Annotated in this window: 30 protein-coding genes; 14 read left to right on the top strand and 16 right to left on the bottom strand. The window is 65.5% G+C overall.

Translation table 11 applies throughout. The annotated features are described in order from the left end of the window. Window positions 1-3 precede the first annotated feature (3 nt). Window positions 4-423 (bottom strand): hypothetical protein, encoded by a 420-nt coding sequence (locus TX76_RS16385; RefSeq protein ID WP_154019127.1) that lies wholly within the window; start codon window positions 421-423, stop codon window positions 4-6. 61 nt (window positions 424-484) lie between these two features. Then, on the bottom strand, window positions 485-1,813 hold the full coding sequence (locus TX76_RS16380) for an amidohydrolase (protein ID WP_049903998.1): 1,329 nt from the start codon (window positions 1,811-1,813) through the stop codon (window positions 485-487). A 158-nt stretch (window positions 1,814-1,971) separates the two neighbouring features. Between TX76_RS16380 and TX76_RS16375 the strand changes: the two genes are divergently transcribed. Both TX76_RS16375 and TX76_RS16370 read left to right on the top strand, forming a co-directional pair. Further along, on the top strand, window positions 1,972-2,883 hold the full coding sequence (locus tag TX76_RS16375) for an ABC transporter ATP-binding protein (protein WP_049903997.1): 912 nt from the start codon (window positions 1,972-1,974) through the stop codon (window positions 2,881-2,883). Beyond that, entirely contained in the window at window positions 2,880-3,896 is a 1,017-nt protein-coding gene (locus tag TX76_RS16370; protein WP_049903995.1) for an ABC transporter permease subunit, read from the top strand. Before TX76_RS16375 ends, TX76_RS16370 begins: the two co-directional genes overlap by 4 nt. 35 nt (window positions 3,897-3,931) lie before the next feature. On the opposite strand, the gene TX76_RS16365 is transcribed toward TX76_RS16370, so the two are convergent. Then, a complete protein-coding gene (locus tag TX76_RS16365) occupies window positions 3,932-4,258 on the bottom strand; it encodes an uS10/mL48 family ribosomal protein (protein WP_049903994.1) in 327 nt (108 codons plus the stop codon). Window positions 4,259-4,418: 160 nt separating this feature from the next. On the opposite strand from TX76_RS16365, the gene TX76_RS16360 reads away from it, so the two are divergent. Together TX76_RS16360 and TX76_RS16355 are read left to right on the top strand one after the other, a co-directional pair. Further along, window positions 4,419-4,844 (top strand): bis(5'-nucleosyl)-tetraphosphatase, encoded by a 426-nt coding sequence (locus TX76_RS16360; protein WP_049903992.1) that lies wholly within the window; start codon window positions 4,419-4,421, stop codon window positions 4,842-4,844. Window positions 4,845-5,121: 277 nt separating this feature from the next. Next, complete coding sequence (locus tag TX76_RS16355) at window positions 5,122-6,213, top strand: DUF5787 family protein (protein WP_049903990.1); 1,092 nt, start codon at window positions 5,122-5,124, stop codon at window positions 6,211-6,213. Here the strand turns inward: TX76_RS16355 and TX76_RS16350 are convergent, their stop codons facing one another. Then, window positions 6,214-6,744: a DUF5797 family protein gene (locus tag TX76_RS16350; protein WP_049903988.1), complete on the bottom strand. Its 531-nt coding sequence runs from the start codon at window positions 6,742-6,744 to the stop codon at window positions 6,214-6,216. A gap of 239 nt (window positions 6,745-6,983) precedes the next feature. Between TX76_RS16350 and TX76_RS16345 the strand changes: the two genes are divergently transcribed. From TX76_RS16345 to yciH, 4 genes are all read left to right on the top strand, one after another. Further along, window positions 6,984-7,976 carry an AAA family ATPase gene (locus TX76_RS16345; RefSeq protein WP_049903987.1) on the top strand — a complete coding sequence of 331 codons (993 nt, stop codon included), beginning with the start codon at window positions 6,984-6,986 and terminating at the stop codon, window positions 7,974-7,976. Beyond that, window positions 7,973-8,956: a DUF58 domain-containing protein gene (locus TX76_RS16340; protein WP_049903986.1), complete on the top strand. Its 984-nt coding sequence runs from the start codon at window positions 7,973-7,975 to the stop codon at window positions 8,954-8,956. Before TX76_RS16345 ends, TX76_RS16340 begins: the two co-directional genes overlap by 4 nt. Next, complete coding sequence (locus tag TX76_RS16335) at window positions 8,953-11,220, top strand: transglutaminase TgpA family protein (protein ID WP_049903983.1); 2,268 nt, start codon at window positions 8,953-8,955, stop codon at window positions 11,218-11,220. Before TX76_RS16340 ends, TX76_RS16335 begins: the two co-directional genes overlap by 4 nt. 77 nt (window positions 11,221-11,297) lie before the next feature. Then, window positions 11,298-11,591: a stress response translation initiation inhibitor YciH gene (gene yciH / locus TX76_RS16330; protein WP_049903981.1), complete on the top strand. Its 294-nt coding sequence runs from the start codon at window positions 11,298-11,300 to the stop codon at window positions 11,589-11,591. A 744-nt stretch (window positions 11,592-12,335) separates the two neighbouring features. On the opposite strand, the gene TX76_RS16320 is transcribed toward yciH, so the two are convergent. The 6 genes from TX76_RS16320 to TX76_RS16295 form a co-directional block, all read right to left on the bottom strand. After that, window positions 12,336-12,719, bottom strand: coding sequence for a rhodanese-like domain-containing protein (locus tag TX76_RS16320; RefSeq protein ID WP_049903978.1), 384 nt, complete (start codon window positions 12,717-12,719; stop codon window positions 12,336-12,338). 63 nt (window positions 12,720-12,782) lie between these two features. After that, window positions 12,783-13,337, bottom strand: coding sequence for an NUDIX hydrolase (locus tag TX76_RS16315; protein ID WP_049903976.1), 555 nt, complete (start codon window positions 13,335-13,337; stop codon window positions 12,783-12,785). After that, window positions 13,337-13,882 (bottom strand): NUDIX hydrolase, encoded by a 546-nt coding sequence (locus TX76_RS16310; RefSeq protein WP_049903974.1) that lies wholly within the window; start codon window positions 13,880-13,882, stop codon window positions 13,337-13,339. Before TX76_RS16310 ends, TX76_RS16315 begins: the two co-directional genes overlap by 1 nt. 67 nt (window positions 13,883-13,949) lie before the next feature. Further along, complete coding sequence (locus tag TX76_RS16305) at window positions 13,950-14,366, bottom strand: DUF5809 family protein (RefSeq protein ID WP_049903972.1); 417 nt, start codon at window positions 14,364-14,366, stop codon at window positions 13,950-13,952. 24 nt (window positions 14,367-14,390) lie between these two features. Further along, the gene (locus tag TX76_RS16300) at window positions 14,391-14,909 is read right to left on the bottom strand and encodes a DUF5810 domain-containing protein (protein ID WP_049903969.1); all 519 of its coding nucleotides are present in this window, start codon (window positions 14,907-14,909) and stop codon (window positions 14,391-14,393) included. 54 nt (window positions 14,910-14,963) lie between these two features. Continuing rightward, window positions 14,964-15,398, bottom strand: coding sequence for a zinc ribbon domain-containing protein (locus TX76_RS16295; protein ID WP_049903967.1), 435 nt, complete (start codon window positions 15,396-15,398; stop codon window positions 14,964-14,966). A gap of 152 nt (window positions 15,399-15,550) precedes the next feature. Between TX76_RS16295 and TX76_RS16290 the strand changes: the two genes are divergently transcribed. After that, window positions 15,551-16,273, top strand: coding sequence for a diphthine--ammonia ligase (locus TX76_RS16290; RefSeq protein ID WP_049903965.1), 723 nt, complete (start codon window positions 15,551-15,553; stop codon window positions 16,271-16,273). 17 nt (window positions 16,274-16,290) lie between these two features. Here the strand turns inward: TX76_RS16290 and TX76_RS18555 are convergent, their stop codons facing one another. Together TX76_RS18555 and TX76_RS16285 are read right to left on the bottom strand one after the other, a co-directional pair. Continuing rightward, complete coding sequence (locus TX76_RS18555) at window positions 16,291-16,422, bottom strand: hypothetical protein (RefSeq protein WP_267462374.1); 132 nt, start codon at window positions 16,420-16,422, stop codon at window positions 16,291-16,293. 82 nt (window positions 16,423-16,504) lie between these two features. Then, complete coding sequence (locus TX76_RS16285) at window positions 16,505-17,473, bottom strand: sugar phosphate nucleotidyltransferase (RefSeq protein WP_049903963.1); 969 nt, start codon at window positions 17,471-17,473, stop codon at window positions 16,505-16,507. Window positions 17,474-17,894: 421 nt separating this feature from the next. On the opposite strand from TX76_RS16285, the gene TX76_RS16280 reads away from it, so the two are divergent. After that, window positions 17,895-18,185 (top strand): hypothetical protein, encoded by a 291-nt coding sequence (locus TX76_RS16280; RefSeq protein WP_049903961.1) that lies wholly within the window; start codon window positions 17,895-17,897, stop codon window positions 18,183-18,185. Between the two features lies 1 nt (window position 18,186). Here TX76_RS16280 and TX76_RS16275 read toward each other — a convergent pair whose 3' ends face one another. Genes TX76_RS16275 through TX76_RS16265 form a run of 3 tightly spaced genes read right to left on the bottom strand, consistent with a single transcriptional unit; the run spans window position 18,187 to window position 21,056 of the window. Next, window positions 18,187-19,656, bottom strand: a complete 1,470-nt coding sequence (locus TX76_RS16275) for an RtcB family protein (RefSeq protein WP_049903959.1) — start codon at window positions 19,654-19,656, stop codon at window positions 18,187-18,189. Window positions 19,657-19,701: 45 nt separating this feature from the next. Beyond that, a complete protein-coding gene (locus TX76_RS16270) occupies window positions 19,702-20,130 on the bottom strand; it encodes an archease (RefSeq protein ID WP_049903957.1) in 429 nt (142 codons plus the stop codon). Beyond that, window positions 20,127-21,056, bottom strand: coding sequence for a DUF502 domain-containing protein (locus tag TX76_RS16265; protein ID WP_049903955.1), 930 nt, complete (start codon window positions 21,054-21,056; stop codon window positions 20,127-20,129). Before TX76_RS16265 ends, TX76_RS16270 begins: the two co-directional genes overlap by 4 nt. Before the next feature lie 84 nt (window positions 21,057-21,140). On the opposite strand from TX76_RS16265, the gene TX76_RS16260 reads away from it, so the two are divergent. From TX76_RS16260 to TX76_RS16250, 4 genes are all read left to right on the top strand, one after another. Continuing rightward, window positions 21,141-21,644: a GNAT family N-acetyltransferase gene (locus tag TX76_RS16260; protein WP_049903953.1), complete on the top strand. Its 504-nt coding sequence runs from the start codon at window positions 21,141-21,143 to the stop codon at window positions 21,642-21,644. A 266-nt stretch (window positions 21,645-21,910) separates the two neighbouring features. Beyond that, window positions 21,911-22,489 (top strand): hypothetical protein, encoded by a 579-nt coding sequence (locus tag TX76_RS16255; RefSeq protein WP_228842422.1) that lies wholly within the window; start codon window positions 21,911-21,913, stop codon window positions 22,487-22,489. Window positions 22,490-23,114: 625 nt separating this feature from the next. Continuing rightward, the gene (locus TX76_RS17820; RefSeq protein WP_154019125.1) at window positions 23,115-23,771 is read left to right on the top strand and encodes a hypothetical protein; all 657 of its coding nucleotides are present in this window, start codon (window positions 23,115-23,117) and stop codon (window positions 23,769-23,771) included. A gap of 327 nt (window positions 23,772-24,098) precedes the next feature. Then, the gene (locus TX76_RS16250) at window positions 24,099-25,148 is read left to right on the top strand and encodes a tyrosine-type recombinase/integrase (protein ID WP_049903950.1); all 1,050 of its coding nucleotides are present in this window, start codon (window positions 24,099-24,101) and stop codon (window positions 25,146-25,148) included. A 64-nt stretch (window positions 25,149-25,212) separates the two neighbouring features. Here TX76_RS16250 and TX76_RS17815 read toward each other — a convergent pair whose 3' ends face one another. Beyond that, window positions 25,213-25,887 (bottom strand): HNH endonuclease, encoded by a 675-nt coding sequence (locus TX76_RS17815; RefSeq protein ID WP_195156086.1) that lies wholly within the window; start codon window positions 25,885-25,887, stop codon window positions 25,213-25,215. Window positions 25,888-26,391: the final 504 nt, after the last annotated feature.

Below are 26,391 nucleotides of genomic sequence, written 5' to 3'. Positions count from 1 at the left end.
ACGTCACGATACGCCTCGGTATCGGACGAGGACGCCGAAGACGAACCGATTACAGGCGGTACCAACGCCGAGGCCGATCATCACGATCGCGATGACACTGGGGACGAACGTGTTGCTGGCCCCTACTACGCCGAGCGCGGCGATGCCGGCGAGAGCGACGACAGTCGCTGCCCACAGGCCGGCACGACTGCGCTCCGCCGCCGCGCTCAGGACGCCTGTCGCGATGGCGACGGTAACGCCGACCCACCAGTATTCGGCCGGGAATCCCATCGTTGTGCCCATCATGAGACCGAGACCGATGGACGAGACTGCGATCATTGCCCCCATGCCGACGATTTTTCGATCGACGCGATGCTCCATATTGACGCCACGCGTCCCTCCGTGATAATCTTTGATACAGAAGCAATGAGGAAAGTCGACCAAACAACGGTCACTGCCACAGCATCGTTACTATCCTTCGATCGAAGCCGTGGATTCGGACCGTCTACGGATCCTGCTCGGCGATCCCCAGGATCGAGTCGGTGAGCACGTCGACCCCGATCGCGATCGACTCCTCGTCGACGTCGAACGTCGCGGTGTGGTGGCCGCCGGGATGGTCGGTGCCGACGCCGACGTAGGCCGCGTGGCCGCCGTTTTCTTGAACGCGCTGCATCAGGTAGGTCGCGTCCTCGCTCCCGCCGAGGTCGTCGCGCTCGGTCGGGGTGTCGACCGCGTCGTTACGGGTCGCGGCGTCGAGCACGACGTCGACGAGTTCTTGATCGCTCGTCGCGCTCGGGGCCTCGCCGACCGTCGAGAGATCGACCGAGCAGCCGTGCATCCCCGCAGCGTGATCGAGGACGCGCTCGGCGCGCTCGCGGGTGTACTCCATCAGCTCGGTGGTCTCGCCCCGGACCTCGCCCTCGATGAACGCCGCCTCGGGGATGATGTTGGTCGCGGTGCCGCCGCCGACCATTCCGGCATTGACTCGGGTGGAGCCGTCGTCGTGGCGCGGGATCGCGTAGAGATTTTGAATGGCGGTCGCCATCGCCTGAACCGCGTTCTCGCCCTCGTTCGGCTTGCCGCCGGCGTGGGCTGGCACCCCTTCGAAATCCGCGCGGAAGTGATGTACGGCGAGGAACCCCCCCACGCCGGCGACGACCTCGCCGGTGGGGTGATCGAGCCCGACGTGAACGGCGAGGAGGGCGTCGACGTCGTCGAGATGGCCGCTCTTCGCCATCGGCTTGCCGCCCGCGACCATCTCCTCGCCCGGCTGGAAGAACACCTTCAGGGTGCCCGCGAAGTCGCTCTCCTTCACGTCATCAGAACTCTTCGAGTTCTGATTGCCTGCTGAGCTTTGCTCGGCAATGGCTTCGAGCACCCCGATCCCGATGGTCGCGTGGGCGTCGTGCCCGCAGGCGTGCATTCCGTCAGTCTCCGAGCGAAAGCCCTCCCGCACCGGCGCGTGGTCGTCGTCGGTGGCCTCCTCGCGGAGCAGTCCGTCGATGTCGACTCGGAGTCCCACGGTGGGTCCCTCACCTCGTTCGAGGACGGCGATGGCTCCGGTGTAGCCTCCCTCTGTTCGTTCGAGCACGTCCTCCCGCGCGCCGACCTCGCGGGCGCGGTCGTGCCAGCGCCGGAGTTCGCCGTCGTCCGGGACCGCGTTCCGCTCGCCGTCGGCGAGCACCTCCGGCCCGACCAGAAGCTCGTCGACGCCGATCCGTTCGCACTCGTCGACGATCCGCGAGGTGGTGTAGAACTCGCGCCACGCGGGTTCGGGGTGGCGGTGGAGGTCACGCCGGAGGTCGACCAACGCGTCGTGTCTGGTCTGCTGCATGGCGGCCCGACACGCGCCGCGCAGTTATACTGTCGGGCGGCAGGAACCCGCTTCGCCCGCGAACGCTGGTCGGACAGTCGTCGAAACCCCTTTCGTTCGCTCGACGAGGCGGTGGAGAAGACTTATGACACACCCACCGCCGCATCCACACGGTCCCCATGTCAGCTATCGAGATAGACAGGCTCACCAAACGCTACGGCGACGTGACAGCCGTCGACGGTCTGTCGCTGTCGGTCGAGTCCGGCGAAGTGTTCGGGTTTTTAGGACCGAACGGCGCGGGCAAGTCGACCACGATCAACGCCATGCTCGACTTCACGACGCCCAGCAGCGGCTCGGTTCGGGTCTTCGGTCACGACGCCCACGAGGAGTCGGTCGCGGTCCGTCGCCGGGCCGGACTTCTCCTCGAAGGCTACGGCGCGTACCCCCGACTCACCGGGCGCGAGCACGTCGAGCACGCCATCGCGACCAAGGACGCCGACGACGACCCCCTCGAACTGCTCGAACGCGTCGGACTCACGGAGGCCGCCGACCGCCGCGCCGGCGGCTACTCGAAGGGGATGCGCCAGCGGATGGCGATCGCGGTCGCGCTCGTCGGCCGGCCCGACCTCCTCGTTCTCGACGAGCCCTCGACGGGACTCGACCCGAACGGCGCGCGCCGGCTCCGCGAGGTCGTCACGGCGGAGGCCGACCGCGGCGCGACCGTGTTCTTTTCGAGCCACATCCTCGAACAGGTCGAGGCGGTCGCCGACCGGATCGCCATCCTCCGCGGCGGCGAGCTCGAAGCGGTCGGCGGCGTCAGGGAGCTCCGCGAGCGACTCGGAACGGGAACGACGGTGGAACTCGACGTGACGAACGCGACCGACGAACTCCACGATCGGCTCCGAGTTCTCGACGGCGTCTCCGACGTGACCGCGCGCAACGGCACCGTCGCGGTCGCGTGCGACGGTCACGGCGATACCAAGCGCTGTGTGCTGAACGCGGCGGCCGACGCGGGCGTCTATCGGGACTTCACGGTGCGCGAGGCATCGCTCGACGACGTGTTCTCGCAGTACACGGAGGGGAAGGCGTGACCTGGCGCGACGTGTTCCGGCGGGACCTCCGGAGCGTGTACCGCTCGCGGACCGGGACCGCGGTCGCGGCGATCCTCGCGCTGAGCACGGTCGTCGCGGTCGGGCTGTTCGCGCTCGCGGAGGACACCGCGGTGCTCGGGGGGATCGGCGCGCTTCTCACGATCGTGGTGCTTCTCGCGCTCGTGTTCGTCGGCAGTCCACGATCGATCGCGATCACGGTCCTCGCGTTCACGGTGATCGCAGTGGGGGTGACCTTCCTGGTCGCGGGTTTGCGTCCCGCCGAGGCCGCGCGACCGGAGATGCAGCTCGCGGTCGTCAGCGTCGGAAGCGCGCTCTCCGTTCTGCTCCCGCTAGTCGCGCTCGTCGGCAGCTACGCCGCCCTGGTCGGCGAGCGCGAGACCGGCAGCGTCCGCTTTCTCCTCGGGCTGCCGAACTCCCGCACCGACGCCTACGCCGGCAAGTATCTGAGTCGGGCGGCGGTCGTGCTCGTCCCGCTCGCCGTGGGGCTCTGTCTCACCGCCGTCGTCGTGGGACTCACGTTCGCGGACGGCTCCGTGCTGGGGATCGTCGGGCTCACGACCGTGTCGATCCCGTACGCACTCCTGTTCGTCGGGATCGGACTCTCGGCCTCCGCGTACGCCGACACCTCGAACCGTTCGGTCGCGGTGGTGATCGCAGCGTTCGTCGTCTTTCGGGTCGGGTGGCCCGCCATCCAGCTTCTCGGGCTCCAGGGATTGGAGGATCCGTTCCCTCGCCCGGAGTGGTTCTTCTGGGTCGGGCGGACCAACCCGATCAACGCCTACGTGAAGCTCACGACGCTGTTCGCGGAGTTCGAGTACGGCCACCCGCTCATCTCGACGCCTGGAACGATGGCAGGTCCGTTCTCGCCGTCCGAGCCGGCGGTGGAGACGATCGCGACCTCCCACTGGTTCGCCGCGGTCGTCCTCCTCGCGTGGACGGTTCTCGCCCCGATCGCCGGGCTGCTCTACTTCCGCGATCGCGATGTTCTCTGACCTGTCGTTTCCCCCACGCCTGCTCGTCGCGGTCGTCAGCTCGATCCCGCCGACCGGACCTGATCGATCTCGACTTCGGCGTGGATCCCGGCGGGGAACCCGTCCGCGACCGATCGGGCGAACTCGTCGTGACCGACGATCTCGATCGAACGGGCGTAGACGGTGTACGTCCAGTTCTCGAAGCGACCGCCGCGGGCCGAGAGGTGTTTCGACTGGGGGACCCGGCGCTCTGCGGGTGGATCCGGGTGGGGACCGTTGAACTCCACGCCCTTGCGCGCGGCGGCCGCCTTGATGTCGGCGATCTCCCGATCGAGCGCCCCCCGGTCGCCGCTCGTGAGTCTGAGTTTCGTGACGAAAGGCATGGTGATCGTGTCCCGTCACTCGCCAGTCCGCGGGTAAAAACCCACAGTTCCCGTTCGACATCTTCCCGCCTCGATCGACACACTCGCAGAAAAGCACTGCAGGATTCCATCGGCGCGACGAAGCAGTAACCAATTAAACGCCGGCCGTGTATAGCAAGCAATGGCAGTCGAAGCGATCAGTGCGGGGGCTATCCTCTTCCGGGATACGAGGGGCCGCCGCGAGTACCTGCTCCTCAAGAGCCGCCCCGGGGACTGGGAGTTCCCCAAAGGCGGCGTCGAAGGGAGCGAAGAACTCCAACAGACCGCGATCCGCGAGGTCGGCGAGGAGGCCGGGATCACCGATTTCCGGCTCCTCAACGGCTTTCGCCGCGAGTACAGCTACGTGTTCCAGGCGGGCGGCGAGACGATCCACAAGACCGTCCACCTGTTCATCGCCGAATCCGAGGAAGCGAGCGCCGAGCTTTCGCACGAACACCGCGACCACCAGTGGCGCGACTACGAGCAGGCCATCAACACCATCACGCAGGACGGCCCGCGCGACATCCTCCGGGAGGCCCACCGCTTCCTCGACGACGAGGAGTACTGACCACCCGTTTGTCGACTGCATCTTTGGTTTTGGTGCGGTGGCGCGCGGGAGCGCGTCGGTAGACGCGCGACTCGCGCGAGGGATGAGCGAGCGAAGCGAGCGAATCGGTTGGGGAGGGTGTGGCCTGCGGTTCTCATTTGTACCGGATTCGTCCGGGAAGAGCCCGACTCCATCGTCGAATCGATAGGGCCGGCCAAGGCGATTCGAGACGGAGCAATTGTTGGTGATGGGCCACAGGAACCGAACGGCTTAGTCACCACACGACGGAACGTCCCAAGTGACGCAGAGCGCCGACAGCGAGTTCGAGTTCGAACTCCGAGTGTGTGCCTGGGCCGAGCGCAACTGGCCGCCGGGCGACACGCACGACCCCGATACCACCGCAATCGTCGCGCGCCAGCTCGGCACGAAACACCGACGGTGGGACACCGTGATCGTCGAGGCCGACACCGACGCGCTCGCAGCGCGCGCCCGATTCGGTTCCCAGCGACTCGATTCGGACCTCCTCGGTGTCGTTCGGCACGCACCCGCCGAGTGGACGTGGTACCGCGACGCGCTCCCCGAGCCCGAGTATCCCTGGCGGTACGTCCGTGAGGCCGTCCACCGCGCGGCCGATCGCGGAATTCTCGAAACCAGACAGCGCGGCAACCGGATCGAACTCCGACGAAAGTGGGCGTACCCAGACTGGATCGAGCGCGTGATCGCGGTCGAGAACAAACCCGATCTCACCGCGAGCGCCGCGCGCGCCCTCGCGGGCCAGATCGAACACGACGTCGCGCTCGGCCTCGCCGACGAGGTCTGGGTCGCGACCGCGGCGACCGACGAATCCATCGAACCCGTTCTGCTCGAAGATTTCCCAGTCGAGGCGGGCGTGCTGGTTCTCGGTGACGGTTCGCCTGGCGACGAGCCGGGCGGCATCGACGACGCGAGCGTCGCGTGGCACCCGCGAACGCTCGCGGTCGACGAGCCAGGGACGCGGATTCTCGATCGACCCACAGGTGGGACTCACGACCGGTCGGCCGCGCGTTTCGAGTACGCGAACCCCGAGTGGAAACGAGAGAAGCGGCTCGCGATCGCCGAGCGCGCGTACGAGCGCGGCTGGCGGTCGTACGTCGATACGATGCGACCCGACTGTCGCCATTTCGAGCTTCGTCGCGACGCGCGCGACGGGAGTCGGGACGTGCTGCCGTGGTGTGTGGCGAAGGAGCGCCGCCAGACCGCGGCCGAGTGTGCGGGGTCGTGTCGGAAGTTCGAACCCGAACCCCCGAACTGGCGCTCGAAGGCCTGGCCGATCGAGGGAGGACCAGGCAGCGCCGTGAAGCGGTTGCTGGCGCGGCGACGCGAGCGACGACGACCCGACGCGCTGGAGTGACTACTCGTCGTCGATCGCTTCGACAGAAACCGCGTCACGTTCGATCGCGAGCCGAAAGGTCGGTACCGTCCGCTGGACCACCTCGACGACGCCCCGACGTTCGAGCCCGCGGAGCGCCGAGCGAACGTCGTCGGCGGTGAGATCGTTGATGTCGATATTTGCCTGTCCGTCTGCTCCGTCCGTATCACCTGCGTCGGCCTCGCGGAGCTTGTGGAGCACCGAGACCACGCTCTCGGCGCGCTCGTCGTGGTCGGCGACGACCCCGAACGCCCGATGTTGGAGGGCAGGGACGCGGACGGTTCGCGGGCCGTCTTCTTCCGGTTCTTCGCCGACCAGCGTCGCGGCGTCGGCGGTCGCGCGGATCAGGCTGTTCTCGTCGCGGTAGTAGTGATCGGCGAGTTCACTTTCGAGGTACTGGTGGACCTCGCTGCCGCCGTCCATCCCCCATCGTTCGGCGAGTTCGGCGTTCTTCGTCGGCTGGAGGGCGACCACGTCTTCCAGACGGGCCGTCGCCTCGTCGGAGAGCCCCATCGAACGTGGGGTAGACGAACCCGCTATATCCGCTTTCCGGACTCCGCCCGAAGGTGAGCCCGATCCTCGCCGGTGCGAAACGGTGTCCCGGCGACGGCACGGAACCCCGCACCTCGGGGTTGTGCGACGTTCACATGCGAACAGTAAGGTTACAAGCGTTCGGCCCCACAACCAGCCGAGAGGACGGATCGGCGGGTGATCCCGGTCGTCGGCCCGTCGACCACGCCAGCCTACAATCCATGACGGATGCGAACACCGATACAGAGCCCGGCCGAGTCGAGGCGACCCATCCAGAAACCCCACGTCGGCTGTCGATCGACGAGGTCGGCGACCTCGCCCGAACCGTCATCCAGAACACCGAGCAGGTGATCGTCGGCAGTCACGACGCGATCGAACACATCGTGACCGCAATGTTGGGCCGTGGGCACGTCCTGCTGGAGGACGTACCCGGCGTCGGCAAGACGATGCTCGCGCGGGCGATCGCGCGCTCGTTCGAGAGCTCCTTCTCCCGTGTGCAGTTCACGCCCGACCTGCTCCCCTCGGACGTCACAGGGACGAACGTGTTCAACCAGAAGACCCGGGAGTTCGACTTCCGTCCCGGTCCGATCTTCGCCAACGTGGTGCTTGGTGATGAGATCAATCGTGCGCCCCCGAAGACCCAGAGCGCGCTCCTCGAAGCGATGGAGGAGACCCAGGTCACCGTCGACGGCACCACCCACGCGCTCGAACAGCCCTTCACCGTGATCGCGACCCAGAACGCCATCGAGCGGAATCGGACCTACGAGCTCCCGGTCGCCGAGGTCGACCGATTCATGAAACGCCTCGAACTCGGCTACCCCGAGCCCGACGCCGAGTCGGCGATGCTCGATCGAACGGTGGGAACCCACCCGATCGACCGCCTCGAACCGGTCGCCAGCCTCGATCGGCTCCGGGGCGCGCGCGCAGCGGTCGGCGAAATCACCGTCGAGGGACCGATCCGCCAGTACGTCACGCGGCTCGCCAACCACACCCGCGAGCGCGCCGAGCTCGGCGTCAGTCCCCGGGGATCGCTCGCGCTCCTCCGGGCAGCACAGGCCAGAGCCGCGCTCGACGGCCGTGGATACGTGATCCCCGACGACGTCCAGCACGAGGCGGAAGTGACGCTCGCCCACCGAGTCCGGCCGGCGTCGGGGGCCGACCGGACCGGTAAGGATGTCGTCCGGGCGGCGCTGTCGGCGGTCCGGGTCGAATGAGACCTACCCGCCGCGCGATCGCGCTCGCGGGCGTCTGCACCCTCGGCTTCTGGCTCGCGGGGGCGTTCGGCGCGCGCTCGCTCAACGCGGTCGTCGTCCCCGGCCTGGTGGCGCTCGCCGCCGGCGCGATCCAGCTCCGGCTCGCCGACCGGCCGACGATCGATCGACGCCAGCCGACGGCCGGGTTCCCCGGCGACTCTCGAACCATCGCGATCGAGATCGACGCCGATAGCGCGCTGACCGCACGGATCGAGGAGACGGTCGACGACGACCTCGGAACCGATTTCTCGCCCACGAAACGCGCGCTGCCGACGACCGTCGAGTACGACGTCGAACTCGAAGAGCGCGGCGAGTACCGACTGGGACCGCTCACGCTCGCCGTGACCGACGTTCTCGGGCTGTTCACGAAGGAGTTCACGTACGCGAAGCGGACGCCGGTGCTCGTCTACCCCGAGTGCTACCGGCTCGCGGGCGTCGAGGGGAGGTTCGGCGGCCACGACCCGTTCGACGACCGCGAGGCGTTCGACGAACTCCGTGAGTACGTCCCGGGCGACAGTCTTCGGGACGTGCATTGGAAATCGAGCGCGAAACGCGACGACCTCGTGGTGATGGAGTTCGACAGCACGGCCGACGCGACCGGCGTCACCGTCGTCGCCGAGGCGGTGGCGGGCTACGACGACGCGATGGCGTCGGCGGCGGCGAGCGTCGTCACCCACCTCCTCGACGCGGGACTCGCGGTCGGGCTGACCTACCCTGGCGGGCGGATCGAGCGTGCGGGCGGCGAGCCACAGCGCGAGCGAGTGCTGCGCACGCTCGCGCGCGCCGGGCCCGGCCGGGCCGACGACCCCGACGCCGACGTCCACGTGTTCGCCGACGCGGGCGGCACCCGGGTGACGGTCGAGGATCGCGAGACGCCGTTCGACCGGCTGACAGGCGCACGACCGTCGCGCGCGGCCGCCGATGGGGGGCAGCGATCGTGAGCACGACCGCCCGCTCCGTCCTGACGGATCGATCGTCGTGGCTCGCCGGTGGCGCGCGGCGCGGGCTCGCACTCGCCGCGGCGGCGCTCCTGATCGCTCCGTTCCTGTTCGTCTGTTTCGAGGTGACCGACGTGGCCGGTGGGAGCGATCGACTCCTCCTGTTCGTGGCCGCGAGCTTCGTCGCGGCGACGCTGCTCGCGCGCTTCCTGCCCGCCGTGGCGGCGCTCGTGATCGCGGCGGCGCTCTTGGCGGTCGGGCTCTGGAGCTACGTCCTCGCGGTGCCGAACGGCGAACTCCTGCTCCGGTCGCTCGGCGCGGTGCGCGCCGACGTGCTCGCGCTTCTCACTGGCCTCTCGATCCTCCAGATCACGGAGGCCGGGATCTGGGTCGCCGGAATCGCGCCCGCGCCGACCTTCCTCACGTGGTACTTCGCGCTCCGCCGACGGTACGTCGCCGCGGCGGTCGTCGGCGGCGCGACGCTCGGGTTCTTCGTGCTCACGGGCGATGCGGGCGTGATCGTGGTGCTCGCCGGCGTCGTCGGCGTGGCGGGCGTCGTCGGCTTCGGCGAACTCGACAGTTACGACGGCCGATCGGGCCACGCCGAGGTGCTCGTGGTCGTGCTCGCGGCGATGATCGTGATCGCGCCGCTCGTGAGCGTCGTCCCCAGCGGTGCGTCGGAGTCGCTGGTGCCCTCGGGCGGTGGCGGCGGTGGTGGCGCGAGCACCGTCGAGGGCAGCCTGCTCGCGGCCGGCGACCGCGTGGGGATCCAGGGCTCGATCTCGCTCTCGCCCGAGCTCCGCTTCACCGTCGAGAGCGATCGGGGGAGCTACTGGCGCGCGGCGGCCTACGACCGCTACACCGGCGATGGCTGGGTCCGGACCGGCGACAGCCAACGGCTCGACGGCTCGCTCGCGGGGCCACCGGGGAACGCGACGACGATCGAACAGACGTTCGAGGCCGAGACGAACCTGAACCTCCTCCTCACGGCGTGGAAGCCGGTCGACGTCGAGGGGCCGGCGGCCGAGGGCGCGACGGTGACCAGTCTCGACGGGCTCCAGCCCGACGACGAGCTCGCACCGGGCGACACCTATTCGGTGACGAGCCGGCAGCCGGCCGCCACGCCGGACGAACTCCGCACGGCGGGTCGGGAGTACCCCGACGGGCTCGTGGAGCGCTACACCGGTCTCCCCGGCAGCACGCCCGACCGGGTCGAGCGACGGACCGCGCGGATCACGGCGAACGCCGACAACCCCTACGACACCGCCCGTACCGTCGAGCGGTGGCTCGAAGGGGCGAAGAACTACTCGCTCGACGTCGACCGCCCCGACGGCAACATCGCCGACGCCTTCCTCTTCGAGATGGATCGGGGGTACTGCGTCTACTTCGCGACCACGATGGTCACGATGCTCCGCTCGCAGGACATCCCGGCACGGTTCGTGACGGGCTACACCGACGGCCAGCGCGTCGCGGAGGACGAGTGGGTCGTCCGTGGCTACGACAGCCACGCGTGGGTCGAGGTCTACTTCCCCGAGACCGGCTGGGTCGAGTTCGACCCGACGCCGGGCGGCCCGCGCACCGCAGTCGAGGAGTCCTCGCTCGAAGACGCCCGCGCGGGCAACGCCACCAACGTCGACACCAACGCCTCCGAAGGGGGCGAGTGGACGCCGACACCGACCGCGACGCCGATCGGGGGCGGGGAGAACGACTCCGCGGACGTCGCCCCTGACGGCCAACGCGGCCTCCAGGGGATCGTCACGGACGAGGCCGCCGACACGAACGGAACGCTCACCCGTCCACCGATCGCCCAGGGACCCGCTCCGGGGGCGAGCGGAACGGTCACCGACGACGGCTCGTCGGGCCCGGAGCTCCCGTCGCCGACGCGCGAGCAGTGGGCGTTCGGTCTCGTGGCGCTCGCGGGGCTCGCCGCGGGCGCGCGCCGGAGCGGCGTGGCGGAACGCACCTACCGCGAGCTCTGGCTGCGCCACCGTCCCGACGACGCGCCCGCCGCCGAGATCGAGCACGCGTTCGAGCGGCTCGAATACCTGCTCGAACGGCGTCACCGTCCGCGGCGGCCGGGCGAGACGCCCCGGAAGTACCTCGCCGCCGTCGGGGCGGACGACCGCGCCACGCGCGTCGGAGAACTGTTCGAACGCGCCCGCTACGCCGGCTCGGCGACCCAGGCCGAGGCCGACGAGGCGGCCGAACTCGTCGGCGACCTCGTCCGCGAGCGCACGCCCCTCGTCCGTCGCCTCCGGCGGTCGTGATCGCCGACGGCCCGACAATCCGCTCCGCGACGGGTCCCGACAGTATTTAATATGGTGATACCATACGTTCCGGTGTAATGTCGGAAGTCTGCTCGACGTGCGGGCTGCCCGAGGAACTCTGCGTCTGCGAAGACGTGGCCAGAGAGTCCCAGCAGATCACGATCCGCATCGACGAGCGCCGCTACGGAAAGGAGGTAACGATCATCGAAGGGTTCGATCCGCGCGACGTGGACATGAGCAGTCTGTCCTCGGACCTGAAATCGAAGTTCGCCTGCGGGGGCACCATCGAGGACGACTCGATCGAACTCCAGGGCAATCACACCGGTCGCGTCGAGGACTTCCTGCGCGACAAGGGCTACAACGTCGCCTGAGAACCTTTTTACTGCGGGGTTCGCTCGCTCCCGGTGGTCGCTCGCCCACCCCCGCTTGCAAAAAGGTTCATCAAAAACTCCCGCTCGCTCACTTCGCTCGCGGTACAACTGCTGGCGCTTTCCACTACCACACTGCACAGCACCGCCGAAGCCCTCACTCACTCCGTTCGCTCGCCCTTCATCCGCCAGGAGAGCAGAGCTCTCCTGAGCCCTGCGGTCGCTCCGCGACCGCAGGACGCCAGGCCCGCACCGCCACCGCAGCCACACCGCGACCGCCAACCCAGAGTGGCGACAGCGGGGATGGAGTGTAGCCAAACAATTATGTTCACGGAAGCGGAACGAGAGATATGCTCAGTCGTCGAACGAAGGCGCGTCTCTCCTTTCTCAGTAACGTGCTCCTGCTCCCGATCATGTATCGGTACGTCTATCGATGGCGTCGTGCCCTCGGCGACGACGAGTCACTCTCGATAGTCCCACAGTGGTTCATCGCCGGGGTGGGATACCAAGCCGCGTATTATTGGGCCTACGATCACGACTTCGGAGCCATCCGAACGAGTCGCTGGCGTCGTGCGCTTCTCTCGGGGATTCAGTCTGCTCTCGTTTTGAAGGTGATCCCTCAGTCTGGAGGTGAGTCTCACAGCTTCTCGATCGGCGGAAGCGTTGGAGCGACCGCTTACCGGCTCTGGTACGGCGTGCTTCGACCGCTACCCGACTCCGACGAGTGAGATCGCGGACTGGCCATCGCTAAAACGGGGCGTCGGTGGCGGTTTCGTCGGCGGTCGTCGCACCGCCGGTCGCTGCTCCATCGTCGACAGCCGCTTCGAGATCGCCGTCCCACGCGTCGAGACCGCCGGCGAGGCTCTGGATCGTGGCGTCGTCGGTGCTCTCGGCGGACTGGAAGAGCCACGCGGCCTTGAGGCTCGCCTTGCCGTGCGGGCAGACCGTCACGATCCGCTCGGCGTCGTCGAACTCCTCGACTCGCTGCGGGAGTTCTTCGAAGGGGACGTTCTCGCTGTCGGGGATGTGGCCGCGCGAGAACGCCGCCGCCGTCCGGATGTCGACGATCCGCACCGGCTCGCCGGTGTCGCGGAGCGCGTCGAGTTCGTCGGGCGAGATTTCCTCGTCCATCGATGCACGCTGTTGGCCGTCGCGCCCTAAACACCTACCGAACCCGGTGGCGCGCTTGCACGCTCAGAGCAGTCCGTCCTCGCGCGCGAGCAAGAGCGGCGTGAGCGCGAGTCCGTTGGCGGCGTCGCGCGAACGGACGACGTCGAGGACCTCCTCGACCGGGGCCGTCGTCGTTTCGACGAACTCGCCGTTGTCGGGTGCCGGCGTGCCCCGTTCGACGTCCGTGGCGAGGAAGACGTGGCGGACGTACCTGGTCCACCCGGAGGGGACGTAGGATTCGACGTGTGAGAGCTCTCCCGCACGATACCCCGTCTCCTCGCGAAGTTCGCGGCGTGCGGCTTCCGCCGGCTCCTCGTCGTCCTCGATCCCACCCGCTGGGAGTCCGATCGTGTGCGCCCGGAGTCGCGGGCGGTACTGTTCGACGAGCACGAGTTCGTCGTCGTCCGCGACCGCGAGGACGATCGCCGCGTTCGAGGGGGACAGCCAGTAGTAGTTCGCGCGCTCGCCGTCGGGACGCTCGACCACGTCGTAGCCCGCCTCGAAGAAGGGGGTCTCCCACGCGACGACCGCGTCGTGGACCGGCCAGGCGGGGTCGTCCCGCTCCCACGGTGCGGCCATCACAACAGTCCCGCTTCGCGCGCGAGCAGGAGTCCCTCGATCGTGGCGTCGTTGGCGGGTTCGGAGCGCGCCACCGCGAGCGCCTCGTCGACCGGGATCGACGTCACCGTCAGAAATTCGTTGTCGTCGAGATTCCGATCGACGGGTTCGAGCCCCTCGGCGAACGCGATCGCCCGACGATGGCGGAGCACGCCCGTCGCGACCCAAAAGTCCTCCAGGATCGAGACGCCGGCGGGATCGAACCCGGTCTCCTCGCGGAGTTCGCGCGCCGCCGCCATGCTCGCGGACTCGCCGTCCTCGACGATCCCTGCCGGGAGTTCGAGGCATTGCTCGCCGATCGCCGGGCGGTACTGGTCGACGAACACGATCTCGTCGCCGGCGAGCGCGACCACGACGACCGCCGGCGGGAGCGCGGCCCAGTAGTACTTCTTCGTGCTGCCGTCGGGCTGTTCGACCAGATCGTACCCGCCGGTGTACCATCCGGTTTCGTACTCCGCGACGGACTCGACGACCGACCAATCGTGGTCGTGCTCGCGCTCGGTCATGCACTCCCTGCGCTCGCGGGGCGCTAAACGGTGGCGCTCCGGTGGTCGCCGAGTTCGGACGACCGAATCAGAATCGGTCGCGGTAGAGTCGCCCGAACGCCTGGCGGCGCAGCGTCTCGACCGCCGCGCGCTCCTCCTCCGCGAACGTCGCGGCCACGGCACGATCGGCGAACGGGGCGGCGTGCCACGCCACGCGATCGACGTTCTCGTTGCCCGCGACCGTGACCTCGTACTCGGGGTGGTTCTCACACCAGTCGTCGAACTCCTCGCGCGAGCCGACCTGCACCGCGAGCGACGCGGCGAACAGCGCGTTCCGCGCGCGCTCTATCACCTCGCTCGTCACGCGCTCGTCGTATTCGTCCTTCGTGAACTCCATCGCGGTCGCCATCTCCCGGACCACGGTCTGTGCGGTCGTTCCGAGCGCGTCGAACCGCTCTTCGGCCTCCGCAGCCGTCGTCGGCGAGAACCGCCCTTCGGTGTGCATGGCAGCGGTTCGACCGGCGAACAGTTACCCGTTTTCGTCTCCGTCGGCCGTGTCGTCGCCGTCACCGGCCCCGTCGGCGTCCCCGACCGTGTCGCTTCCGTCGGTCGCGTCGTCCTCGGTCGTGTCGTCACCGTCCGCGGCGTCGTCCCCGTTCGCTCGCCTCGCCATCTCGCGGGCCTCCTCGACGGCTGCGGCGGTCTCGGCGTCGAGCTCCGCACCGCCGTGCGCGCCTGGCCCTCGGGTTCGTGATAGCTCTTCCTCGGCGCTTCCCTCCTCGAAGAGTTCGCCCGGTCGGGGGTTGTCGCCCGCGCGGTGGTCGTGGCCGGTGGTGTCCTCGAAGACCTGGGGGAACTCGGCCGACTCGGCGTACTCGGTGACGCGGTCGGCGAGGTCGTCCTCGCCGGCGTCGGCCCAGTCGGGCGCGTGCTCGTCGAGCCACGCCTCGTGGTCGTCGTCGCCGAGCAGCGCGGTGAACGCGAGGTGGTTGGCGAGGTGGCGTGCGTCGGCCTGGGGCGTCTCACAGACCGGACAGGCGTATCCCATACGAACCATCGGGCCCCCACAGTCTTCTATCCCGCGCACGCCCGTCGGCGGGAGCTACGAACCGGCCGCGTCGAGCGGCTCGCCACACCACTGACAGAACTCGAACTCCGTGTCGGCCTCGCGACCACAGTGTGGGCAGTCCCCGCCGGTGTCGGGCTCGTCGGCCGGCGTCGTCGCCGCGTCCACGCGACCGTTGCGCTGGCGCGCGAGCCGGTAGGCATCGATCGTACTGAGTACGGACAGGACGACGATGGCGACGCTGGCCGCCGTCGGCAGCGCCTGGCTGGCCGCCGTGATCGTCTCGATCGAGAGCTCGCCGGAGTCGGGGATCGCCGAGGTGGGAATCGAGAGGAGGGTGGTCGCGAACACGAGCCCGAACCACAGCAGTGCGCGGAGCCCCTCGCGGAGGTAGAGATGGCCGGCTCCCGGATAGAGCAGCGCCAGCGCGACCGCGAGCCACGTCCGCTTCCCCGAGCGCTGTCGGCCCATTGTCCCCCGTAGCTCGCGTGGGATGGTTAATTTTCGGGTCTCTCGATCGGAGTGCTCCCCGAGAAGACGATACCGGTCACAAACGAGATCGCCTGCGTGCTGTCTGGCGGATCGATCACAGCCGATAAACCCCCTGTCGCAATAGCGAACGCATGACCGACGGTGTGTGGGTGAGCCTGTTCTCCGGCGGGAAGGACTCCTCGTGGGCGCTGTACCGTGCGCTCTGCCGCGGACTCCCGGTCGCCCGCCTGGTGACCGTTCACGCCGAGTCCGAGTCGTACATGTACCACGTCCCGGCGACCGACCTCGCCGGCCTCGCCGCCGAGACCATCGGAATCGATCTCGTCGAGGTCGATCTCGACGCGGCGGGAGCCGGCCACACCGACTCGGGCGCGCGCGGCGACGCCGAGATCGAACCGCTCGAACGCACGCTCCGCGATCTCGATCGTGAGATCGACGGCGGTCTCGCGGGTGTGATCGCGGGCGCGGTCGAGAGCGAGTTTCAGACGAGTCGGATCGAGGCGCTCTGCGATCGACTCGGTGTCGACCTGTTCGCCCCGCTCTGGGGGCGCGATCCACGCACGCTCGCCGACGACATGCTGGACGCGGGGTTCGAGATCCGCGTGATCGCGGTCGCCGCTCGCGGCCTCGACGAGTCGTGGCTCGGCCGCACGCTCGACGCCGCCGCGTTCGACGAACTCGAAGCCCTCAACGACGAGTACGGCGTTCACGTCCTCGGCGAGGGTGGCGAGTTCGAGACGCTCGTCACTGCCGGCCCACACATGGACCGGCGGCTCGAACTCGACTGCGAGACCGAGTGGGACGGTGTTCGCGGGAGACTTCGAATCACCGATGCGTGGCTCGAACCCCGATAACTGCCGGCCGGAGAACGTTATTCGGGCTCGTCTTCGAGGAGTTGTGGCGTGCCGATGGGGAGCGAGCCGAACAGCACGTAGTGAACGCCGAACCCGACGAGCACGAGTCCGAGCAGCACCGCGACGACTTGCTTCGCTCGCGATGGCATCGCTGACGGTTACGCGACGGCGGTGAAGAACGTTCCGACCCGATACGTCGTTCCGGTCGTGCGATCGTCGTCGACGGGCCGATCAGTCCTTGCCGTTCGAGAGCTTCGTGTGTGCGCCGACGAGCGAGCCGCCGAGGTCGGTGCCGGCGACGCTGGCCTCCTCGTCCACGACCGAGTCGGTGACGGTCGCGTCCTCGATGCTGGCATCGGGGAAGACCACCGATCGCTCGACGGTCGCGTTCTCGATCGTCGCACCGTCCATCACGTGGACGTCGTCGCCGATCTCGCTGTTCTCGACGGTCGCACCGGGTTCGATCGCAGTCTCGCCGTCGAGCGCCCATGCGACGGTTTCGAGGTAGCCCTCGGCGGTGCCGATGTCGAACCACGCGCCGTCGAATGTGTAGGCGTAGACCGGGCGCTTCGTCTGGAGCCACTGGACGAACCAGCCCGGCTCGTCGGGGTTGTTGTCGCCCGCGAGATACTCGTCGAAGGCGATTGCGTCCGCCGGGAAGGCATAACACGCGATCGAGACCAGCGTGCTCGGCGGATCCTCTGGTTTCTCCTCGAAGTCGACCACCCGATCACCGTCGAGTTCGAGGAGACCGTACGAGGTGGCACGCTCGCGCGAGCCGATGTCGTAGGCCGCGATCGTCGGGGCATCACGCGCCTCGAAATCGCTGATGAAGTCGCTGAGCGAGAAACTGATGAGGTTGTCGCCCGCGATCACGAGGAGGTCGTCGTCGATTCCCTCGCGCTCGACGAGCTGGGCGAGCGCGCCGACGACCCCGAACTTCTCCGACTCGCCGGAGGTGTCCTCGACGCTGAGCTGTGGTTTCGAGAAGTCGCTCGCGGCGAGATGCGCCTCGAAGTCGTCCGCGAAGCGTTCGTTCGTGCTGACGTACACCTCGTCGATGCGCTCGTCTGATTCCAGCTCCTCGAAGATCCGGTCGATGATCACCGTCTCGCCCACCGGGAGAAACATCTTCGGCCGATGTTTCGTGATCGGCCAGAGCCGCGTCGCATAGCCGCCGGCGAGCACGATAGCCTGCATGCGCTTTCACACTCGGCGGCCCGGTAAGTCCTTTTTCATTGCACCAGCACCTTTTTACTTCGGGAAATCGCGCTCGCTTCGCTCGCGCTCAACCCCTCGCAAAAACGTGTCTTGCTGAGCGAAGCAAGGCTCGGAAGAGCTTCGCTCTTCCGGTGCATCAAAAACTCCCGCTCGCTCACTGCGTTCGCTCGCAGTTGGATCGCTGACGCTCTCCGCGACCGCCCCGGCCCCCGCACCGCCGAAGCCCTCGATCACTCACTCCGTTCGTGACCTCGCCCTTCATCCACCAGGAGAGCAACCTCTCCTGAGCTCTGCGTTCGCAGAGCGAGCGCAGGACGCCAAGCCCGCTGCCGTACCCCCGCAACCGCACCGCTACTCCGGGGACACCGGAGCTATATGCGATCGACCCCTTCCGGTCGGTATGGTCGCCGTCCGGTACACCTGTCCGCGCTGCGATGCGGTCGTCACCCTCGACCGCGACGCCGCCCTCGCCGACAAGTCGGTGACGCCGTTCGCGCTCGACGGTTGGGAGTACGCCGCCCCATACGAGGAGTTCGAGGAGAGCGACGGCGTCGAGATCGTCTGTGGGGCGAGCGAGACGGAGGGGGAGGGCTGTGGCGAGGTGTTTCACCTGAACTTCGTGAAATACGACGAGGGTCGCGAAGTCGACGCACGAACGACGCCGGCTGACGTTTCGCTCGACTTCCTCTGAGTCAGCCCTTGATGTTGCAGACGGGGAACGTCCGCGCGACCGTGTCGCCGATCCCCAGCTCGTCGGAGACCCGCACCACCTCGTCGACGTCCTTGTAGACGCCGGGCGCCTCCTCGGCCACCGTCGCGCCGCTCTGGGCCTTCACGTACACCTTCTGCTCTTGAAGTTCGTCTTGAACGTCCTCGCCCCAGAACTCGTCTTTCGCCTGAGTCCGGCTCATCGTCCGACCCGCGCCGTGGGCCGTCGAGCCGAACGTGGTTTCGAGCGAGGCCTCGCCGCCGCGGAGGACGTAGCTCCCCGCGCCCATGCTTCCGGGGATGATGACGGGCTGGCCAACGTCACGGTACGCGCTCGGAACTTCCTGCCGACCGGCCGGGAACGCCCGCGTCGCGCCCTTCCGGTGGACGTAGAGTTCGCGTTCTTCCTCGCTGTCCTCGCCCCCTACGTCGTGGACCTCCTTCTTCGCGATGTTGTGCGCGACGTCGTACAGCAGGTCCATCTCCATCTCCTCCCACGAACGGTCGAAGACGCGCTCGAACACCTGCCGAGTGCGGTGCATGATGAGCTGACGGTTGACCCACGCGTAGTTGATCGCCGCACACATCGCACCGTAGTACTCCTCGGCGAGCTGGCTCCCGGCGGGCGCGGCCGCGAGCTCCTTGTCCGGGAGTCGATCGAGCAGCCCCGGATGAGCCTGCTCGACCTCGCGGGTGTACTCGGTACAGACCTGGTGGCCCAGCCCCCGGCTCCCGCAGTGGATCAACACCACGATCTGCTCCTCGGTGAGGCCGTAGGCGTCCGCCACGTCTGCCCGGAAGACGTCGGTCACGCGCTGGACTTCGAGGAAGTGGTTACCCGAGCCGAGGCTTCCGATCTGATTCTTCCCACGATCCTTCGCCTTCTGTGAAACCACGCCTGGATCGGCGTCCGGCCGGCGGCCCTCGTCCTCACAGTGTGCGAGATCGTCCGCGACGGCGTAGCCCTCCTCCAGCGCCCAGTCCATCCCCCGTTCGAGGATGGCCTCCACGGTGTCGACGCCCGACTCGACGACGCCGCCACCGCCGAGTCCCGAGGGGATGTTCGCGAACAGCGACTCGACCAGCTCCTCCTCGTGGCCCTCGATGTCCTCGTAGGTGAGGTTTGTCGTCATCATCCGGACGCCGCAGTTGATGTCGAAGCCGACGGCACCCGGCGAGATACACCCGTTCTCGGCGTCGATGCCCGCGACCCCACCCACAGGAAATCCGTAGCCCTGATGACCGTCGGGCATACAGATCGCGTACTTCTCCACGCCGGGCAGGTGCGTCGAGTTCTTCAGCTGTTCGAGCGTCATGTCGTCCGAAATCTCGTCCAGCAGCGCCTCGCTCGCGAGCACCCGTGCGGGCGCGTTCATCTCGCCCTCCTGGGGGATCTCCCAGACGTGTTCTTCCACGCGTTCGAGCGTGATCCCGTCGGCGTCGTAGGTGTCCATACGCGACCTACTCCATCGCCCCCGGAATAGGTTTCGTCTCCCCCATTAGACGTCGAAGACGACGTAGGCCCGCCAGCCGTCGGCGGTCCGCTCGATCGCCATCTCGGAGTACGTCACGGCCTTCACCTCCCGTGCGTCGATCGTTTCGAGCGGGACGCCGCGCGCGCTCGCGTTGAGCTGCCAGGCGTCCTCCCCCTGCGCCCCGTCGTCGTGTCGGATCGTCGTCTGGTTGTCGACCGGGAGGACGCTCCGCACGTCGCGCTGGTAGATGAGCTCGGCGAGATACTCGTAGAGCAGCGCCTCACGGTTTTCCGCCGCCGCAGTCACCTCGAAGTGCTCGCCGCCGTCCCGCGGGATCGCCTCGCACATCGCCGCCGCCAGCCCGTCGGCGACCGCGGCGAAGGCCGCGTCGAGGCTGGCACCGTCGGCGGCGACCGCGACGTCGGCGGTGTGCTCGCGGAGTTCGAAGCTCACGACTCGTCCGCCGACGAGGTGCGGTCGTCGGCGTCGCCACCCTCCGGCTCGGTGCCGTCCGTCGCTCCCACGATCGCCTCCTCGGTGTTGGTCGCCTTCACGCCGTCCGGTCCGGCCGCCCCGTCGCCGGCAGCGTCGGCATCGCCGGCCCCCTCGGCACCGCCGTACCGTCCGAGTGCGGCGAGCTCGTCGGCCGAGAGGCTCGTGGCGTCGTCGGTGTCGCCGATCGCCACCCCGCTGGTGACGATGGCGCTGACGGCCTCCTCGACGGTGAGATCCACGTCGTAGACCCGATCCGCCGGAACGTGGATCAGAAACCCCCCCATCACGGGGTTCGGCGCGAGCGGCATGAACAGCGTCCGGAGGTCGTCGTGCTCGGCGGCGTCGTCGAGCGTATCGGGCGGCTCGGCGGTCACGAACGCGAAGGAGTAGGTTCCCTCGTTGGGGAACTGGATGAGTTTGACCTCCTGAAAGCTCGAGGTGTCGCTTTCGATCAGGACGTCGCTCATCCGACGGAAGCTGGTGTAGACCGAGCCGACCCCCGGAATCGCCTCCATCGCGGTGTGAAAGAGCTTCGAGAACTCGCGATCGGAGGAGGTGTGGTTCGCGACGATCCCCACGGCGAGAACGACCAGCAACAACACGAGAACCGTGCCGAGTTCGATGAGAACGGACCCGAACTCCGGCCCGAGTCCGAGCGAGCGCGCCATCTCCACCGTCGGGCCGACGAGCCCGAAGTACCGGGCGACGTCGACGACGGGTGTGAGGAGGTCGCTGACGAAGTTCAGAACGAACGCGAGCACCATCACGGTGATGAGAAACGGGATCGTGAGCGCGGCCCCGGTGATCACCCACTCCCGAAGCGTTTCGCGAACTCCCGCGTTCGCCCCCGGTGGGGCCGTTCCGCGGGCATCCACATCGGACATACTCTCGCCTGATTCCCCCTCCCAGAAAGCGTTGTGCATGCGCGGGCGGTGGAATTATATCGATGCACGCGCTATCGGTCGGCAGTGAGCGTCGATGTCACGAAACGCGTCGTCGAGGCGGGCAGCGACGAGCACGTCGACGACGCGTGGGAGCTGAAGGAGCGCATCCGCCGCGAGGACGACGTGCTCAAGCAGCGCCGCGGCTTTTTCACTAACGCCTACCGCCGGGCGACCGTTCACCTTCTGTTCGCGGGCGTCCGCGGCGGTGGACGCGGCTCGGAGGCCGATGATCTCATCGGGTTCGCCGCCGTCCGGCGCGACGGCTACGTGCTCTTCCTCGCGGTCGATCCCACCCATCGCGGCGAGGGGTTCGGCCGACAGCTCATGGCGACCGTCGCCGACGAACACGACGCCGTGACCTGTCACGCCCGCGCGACCAACGAGGCTGCCATCGACTTCTACGAACACATCGGCTTCGAGATCAAACGCCGCATCGACAACTACTACGAGGACGGCGGTGCGGCGTACTACCTCAAACTCGGTGGCGGCGGCCTCACCGATCGGCTTTCGTCGTTCATGCGGCGCTGAAACGCGTTTCCTCCGGACGACGGCGGTCGCATCCATCCCTGTCGCTCGTTCTCGCGGGCTGTAACGGCATCGCGCCCGGCGGCGAGGAAACGCCCGAACCGACGCTCACGCCGGCGGCCGTTCCGACCGACGAGCCGACCTCGACCCCCGTTCCGCAGCTCGCGCCAGGCCTCACCGGGAAGGGAATCACGGACGCGTTCGCGCTCGGCGAGGCACACGCAGCCGTTCTCGAAAACACGTCGCACACGCTCCGCAGAAACGTCACGGTGAGATACGCGAACGGAACGGTCTACGACCACGACACCATCCGGACACAGCACGCGGCGAACGGCAGCCCGATCTACAAGACGGTGAACACGTCGGGGAGATCAGCGTACGGACCGGGTGATTTCTCGGTCTGGTCGAACGGCCAGCGCGTTCTCGTCGCCCGAACCAGCAACGACACCACCTCGTACGCGGCTCGAAGACGTGGCTACTTCCGGCGCGGAACCCACGACGAGTTCGTCGCGGGACCGCTCAGTTCGGTCGAAACCCGCGTCGTCGCTCGGGGACAGCGAAACGGAAGAGACGTCTATCGCGTCGTGGCGACCGAGGTGACGAACCCGGCCATGTTCGAGAGCCTGTGGCGGAACCCACGCAACGTCACGCTGCGAGCGGTGATCGACTCGCGCGGACTCGTCCGCGAGTACCGTCTGCGCTACGGGGCGACGCTGAACGGCGTCCCCGTTCGCGTCCACGACCGAGTCCGCTACACCGATCTCGGAAACACGATCGTCGAACGCCCGGCGTGGTACGACGAGGCCATCGCGAACGTCTCGACTGCCGCGCCGACGACTGTGGGCTGAAAGCCGACGACGAACTGCTCAGCCTCGATCCGCACGAGTCCACGACTGTCGGCATCGCTGAGCCGAAGTGCGACGATCCCACCGTTTGTCACCTCTCCCGGACCGATTTCACGCCACGCTGACTGTGGGATTCCGTGGCTTCTCGTCCGTGGTTGTGGTGAAACCCCCAACGCTTGTCCGATTTCTGCCCTCATTCGGAATGTACGGCGCTACGCTTATCTCCTCGGAACGCCTATAACACGACTTGAGGTGCGGCCTCCAACTACTCGTGGCATCACCCTCGAGGTCGCACCTCGTCCGTTTACCCCTGTTCTGGTGGGTACATTTCGGGAAATCGATTCGAAAGGGGCTCGGCCGGATGTGAACCACGGTCGTTTCGCTTCGACCCCTGCTTCACATCCGCCGTCACCACTTCGACGGCGCTGACGGCTCGCTTCGCTCGTCGTGTTGCGCGCCAGAAAATTAGGTCTGAGTGGTCCACATCCGATAATGTTTATAACTTAATTGAGTGTACGGAAAGGAACCGAAAGCGACTGTCACCTAACTGCAATAGAATGTGTGAACATCACACGCTATATAGCGAGAACTGTATCGCCACGAAATCTGCCGACAAACACAGCGGAGCATGCACAAGAGATATTATTCGAGAGGTAGTGGCCAAAATACGCTGGGAGATATGAATGCTCTTGTGATCCTTTCGCTGGTGCTTTCTCTCGCAGCGCTTACTGGAACATCACCATTTTGGATGAAGTTGCTACTCAAGCATGTGTACAACCCTGAAATGAGATTTCATATATACAACGAGAATATAGCGAATGACACTTCCACAAGCGCAGGTGAGAATATAATCAGGCCGGGGGATTCTATATTGTACAGCGACTTGCCGAACTTGGGAATTCGAGTAAGAAAATCGTTAGATGAGTGGCTGAAGTATACATTAGTGATATATTGCGGAGAATGGATTAGCATAGATAACTCGCAATTTTCTGTCTTTCAAGAGCTACAAGTCAATGAAACGGATTTTTTCTCATCCGTAAGCAGACCTGATGATACGAACAGTACAATTATTGGTAGGGATGGGTCCCTCACGTCAATCAACTCTCTTGCTACAAATCTACCGATAGAGACATCCAATTCGCAGAGCATGTTGCAGTCCCCTTCACCGTTAAGAATTGCAATTGTTCCTAAAATTCCGCTCAGCGAGTTTGGATTACCCGAGTTCTTCGGGGAGGCTAAATTGAAGCCTTTAGTTTATGATTATGAAGTTGTCAGTGGTGATTGATGTCGGCATCGTCCTAGCAACAGATTCACTATCTGTTGAAAATCGACTCATTTGTACAGGTACTCACTCAATCTTGTCCGCTTCTCAGTGACTTCTCACCTATTCTTGGTCAATGACTCGCTTCGCTCGCCGCGTCGCGCCGCCAGGAGATGGGTTCGGGCGGGTTTCCACCGCTCTGATTACCATTACTAATGATTGGATAGACGATTATGCACCCAAGTTTTATAGGGTCTCAGCACGTACATGTAGTACGGAAACAGACCATGTACAACAACAATACAACCCAGCGCCTTCGTGCGATTATGGGCATGACACAGGAGAATCACAATGACAGTCAAAGGACCGATAGATCCACGTAACGAGGTCGAACGATTCCTCTCAGACGAGGAAGATGATGTCGTTCACGATACCTTAATCAACCACCAGTACCGATTGGAGCGATTTCTGGAGTGGTGTGAAGAAACTGGTTTCGATGACCTCACTGAGCTGACTGGTCGGAAGGCAAACGACTATCGTCGCCACCGAAAGAAGAACAGTGGGATCGCACTGGTAACGTTATCAAACCAGCTGAAGACGTTCCGCGTGTTCGTGAAATACTGCGAAGACAACGATTCCGTGCCGATCGGTGTGTCTGACCAGATCCAGATCCCATCAGTCGAACCAGAAGACGAGAAGGCGGACGACAGAGACCTTGATCCGGAACGAGCGGATCGTATCCTGGATTACTTGAACAAATACGAGTACGCGAGCCTCGATCACGTCCTGTTCGCGCTTCTGAGCGACATGGGATGCCGGATCGGCGCGATCCACAGCATCGACGTAGACGACCTCAAATACCGTGATGACGGTAGGATGTACGTCGAACTGGAGCACCGACCAGACACAGATACGAAGCTCAAACGCCAGCGGAAGGGCGAGAGGAACGTCATACTCGGTATCCAGGTTGAAAACATACAGAAGGTCGTGGAGGACTACTTGGACGACTGTCGCACCGATGTGGAGGACGAGCACGGCAGAAAACCGTTGATTACCACCCAAAACGGCAGGATGGTTAAGGGAACAATGCGTAATCGGATGTACGGTATCACGCATTCGAAACGACTTGGTGAGGAATGCGACCACACCGAAGACGGCAAGGACTGTCCGTTCACTGCCTACAGAGAACGGCAGAAGTGTCCTGAAACTCATTCACCGCATTCGGCAAGACACGCGTTCGTGAGTCGAATGAGGGCCTATGACGACCTACCAGATGACATTCTGGGCGATAGGATCGACATGACGGTAGACACGATGGAGAGGTACTACGACGAGCGTGACGAGTCTGAACGGATGGACCAGCGCGAGCGAATCATGAACAAGGCCTTGAGCGACGACTAAGGCCTGTTCTGAACGGACCTCAATTTTCACAGCAATAAAGCACCTACAGAGATTTAGATCTTCGTCAGAATCCGGAACCGACGTTCGAGTCGAAGGTAGCCTGCCGACTGTCGTACCGCTCAATAATCTGTGCGTGAAGCCTGTCTTCGTGTGGAACACCGAGCTTCTGTTCCACGAACTCAATCACGTCCACCAGTAGAGGTTCACCCTCGTTCCGGGAGCAGAACTCTACCTGGGAGTCCACCGACGGAAAGTACCATTCCAGAATCGAATGGCAGTCCTGGCACACCGTGATAAGGTTGAACGGACTATGGAACTGTTCCTCATCACCGTCGAACGAGTGTAACGGGGCCATGTGATGTGTATGGATCGACTCGTTGTGTAGTGCCTGATGCTCTCGTCGGTTCATCCCGCAGCACCGGCACGTCCAGTCGTCTCGATCAAGCGCGTACTGACGACCTTGAGCGTGCTCAGAGGTTCCCTTAGTGTACGATTGATCCTCGTACTGCCGAGTCTCGGGCAACGTCTCTGGCGGAAGCTGAGTATCACTGCCAGCGTAACCCAGTAGTTCAAGAGGACTGGTAAGGTTCGACTCCAGGAGTCCACAGTGCCGGGCACACAGTACTATGACGTTCTCCGGCAAGTAGGCGTCTTCAGGGCGGTCTTGAACTTCTTCCGGGTAGATGGGAACCGCCCTCAGCGCCGACTTGAATACCTGTTCGTGTGTGTGATGGTCCATCTCACAGTACTGACACTGAGCACCGGCTTGTTCTCGGGCGATCTCTCTTCGTTCTTCAGCAATCTTTGATTGGCATCTGGACATTTGCGACAGTAATAACGGCAGAAATCAACACCTCATACCGAACAATTTCCAATATATGACGGAGAATCTCGATATTTCCGCAGACAGGCTACTTAACTACGGTTCTGGTCCTCGTTGCCCTCTCGAAGATCCTCGATCATGTTTGAGATGACCACATCGTTCGGGACACGCGAGGTCCGGTAGTTATCAATCTTGTACGATTCGAGGTCGGTCAGTGTGGATCGATCCACTCGAATTGTAGTATCGCTCATGCAACTCTCTACAGTGAATACGTAATAGCTCATTGAACGTTATTTGTTAGCATACATTTGTACACGATCGCATACTGAACCGCTGAGCGGACTGAGTGGCCGGATTTGAACCCACTTAAACCTTCTACTACCGAACCAGAAAAGCCGACTGAAAAAAAAAACGTTAAAA

It is taken from the genome of Halococcus agarilyticus (assembly GCF_000334895.1).
In the GTDB taxonomy this organism is placed as follows: domain Archaea; phylum Halobacteriota; class Halobacteria; order Halobacteriales; family Halococcaceae; genus Halococcus; species Halococcus agarilyticus.
Note: the sequence above shows the minus strand (reverse complement) of the source record. Positions and strands in the feature narration are given on the sequence as shown.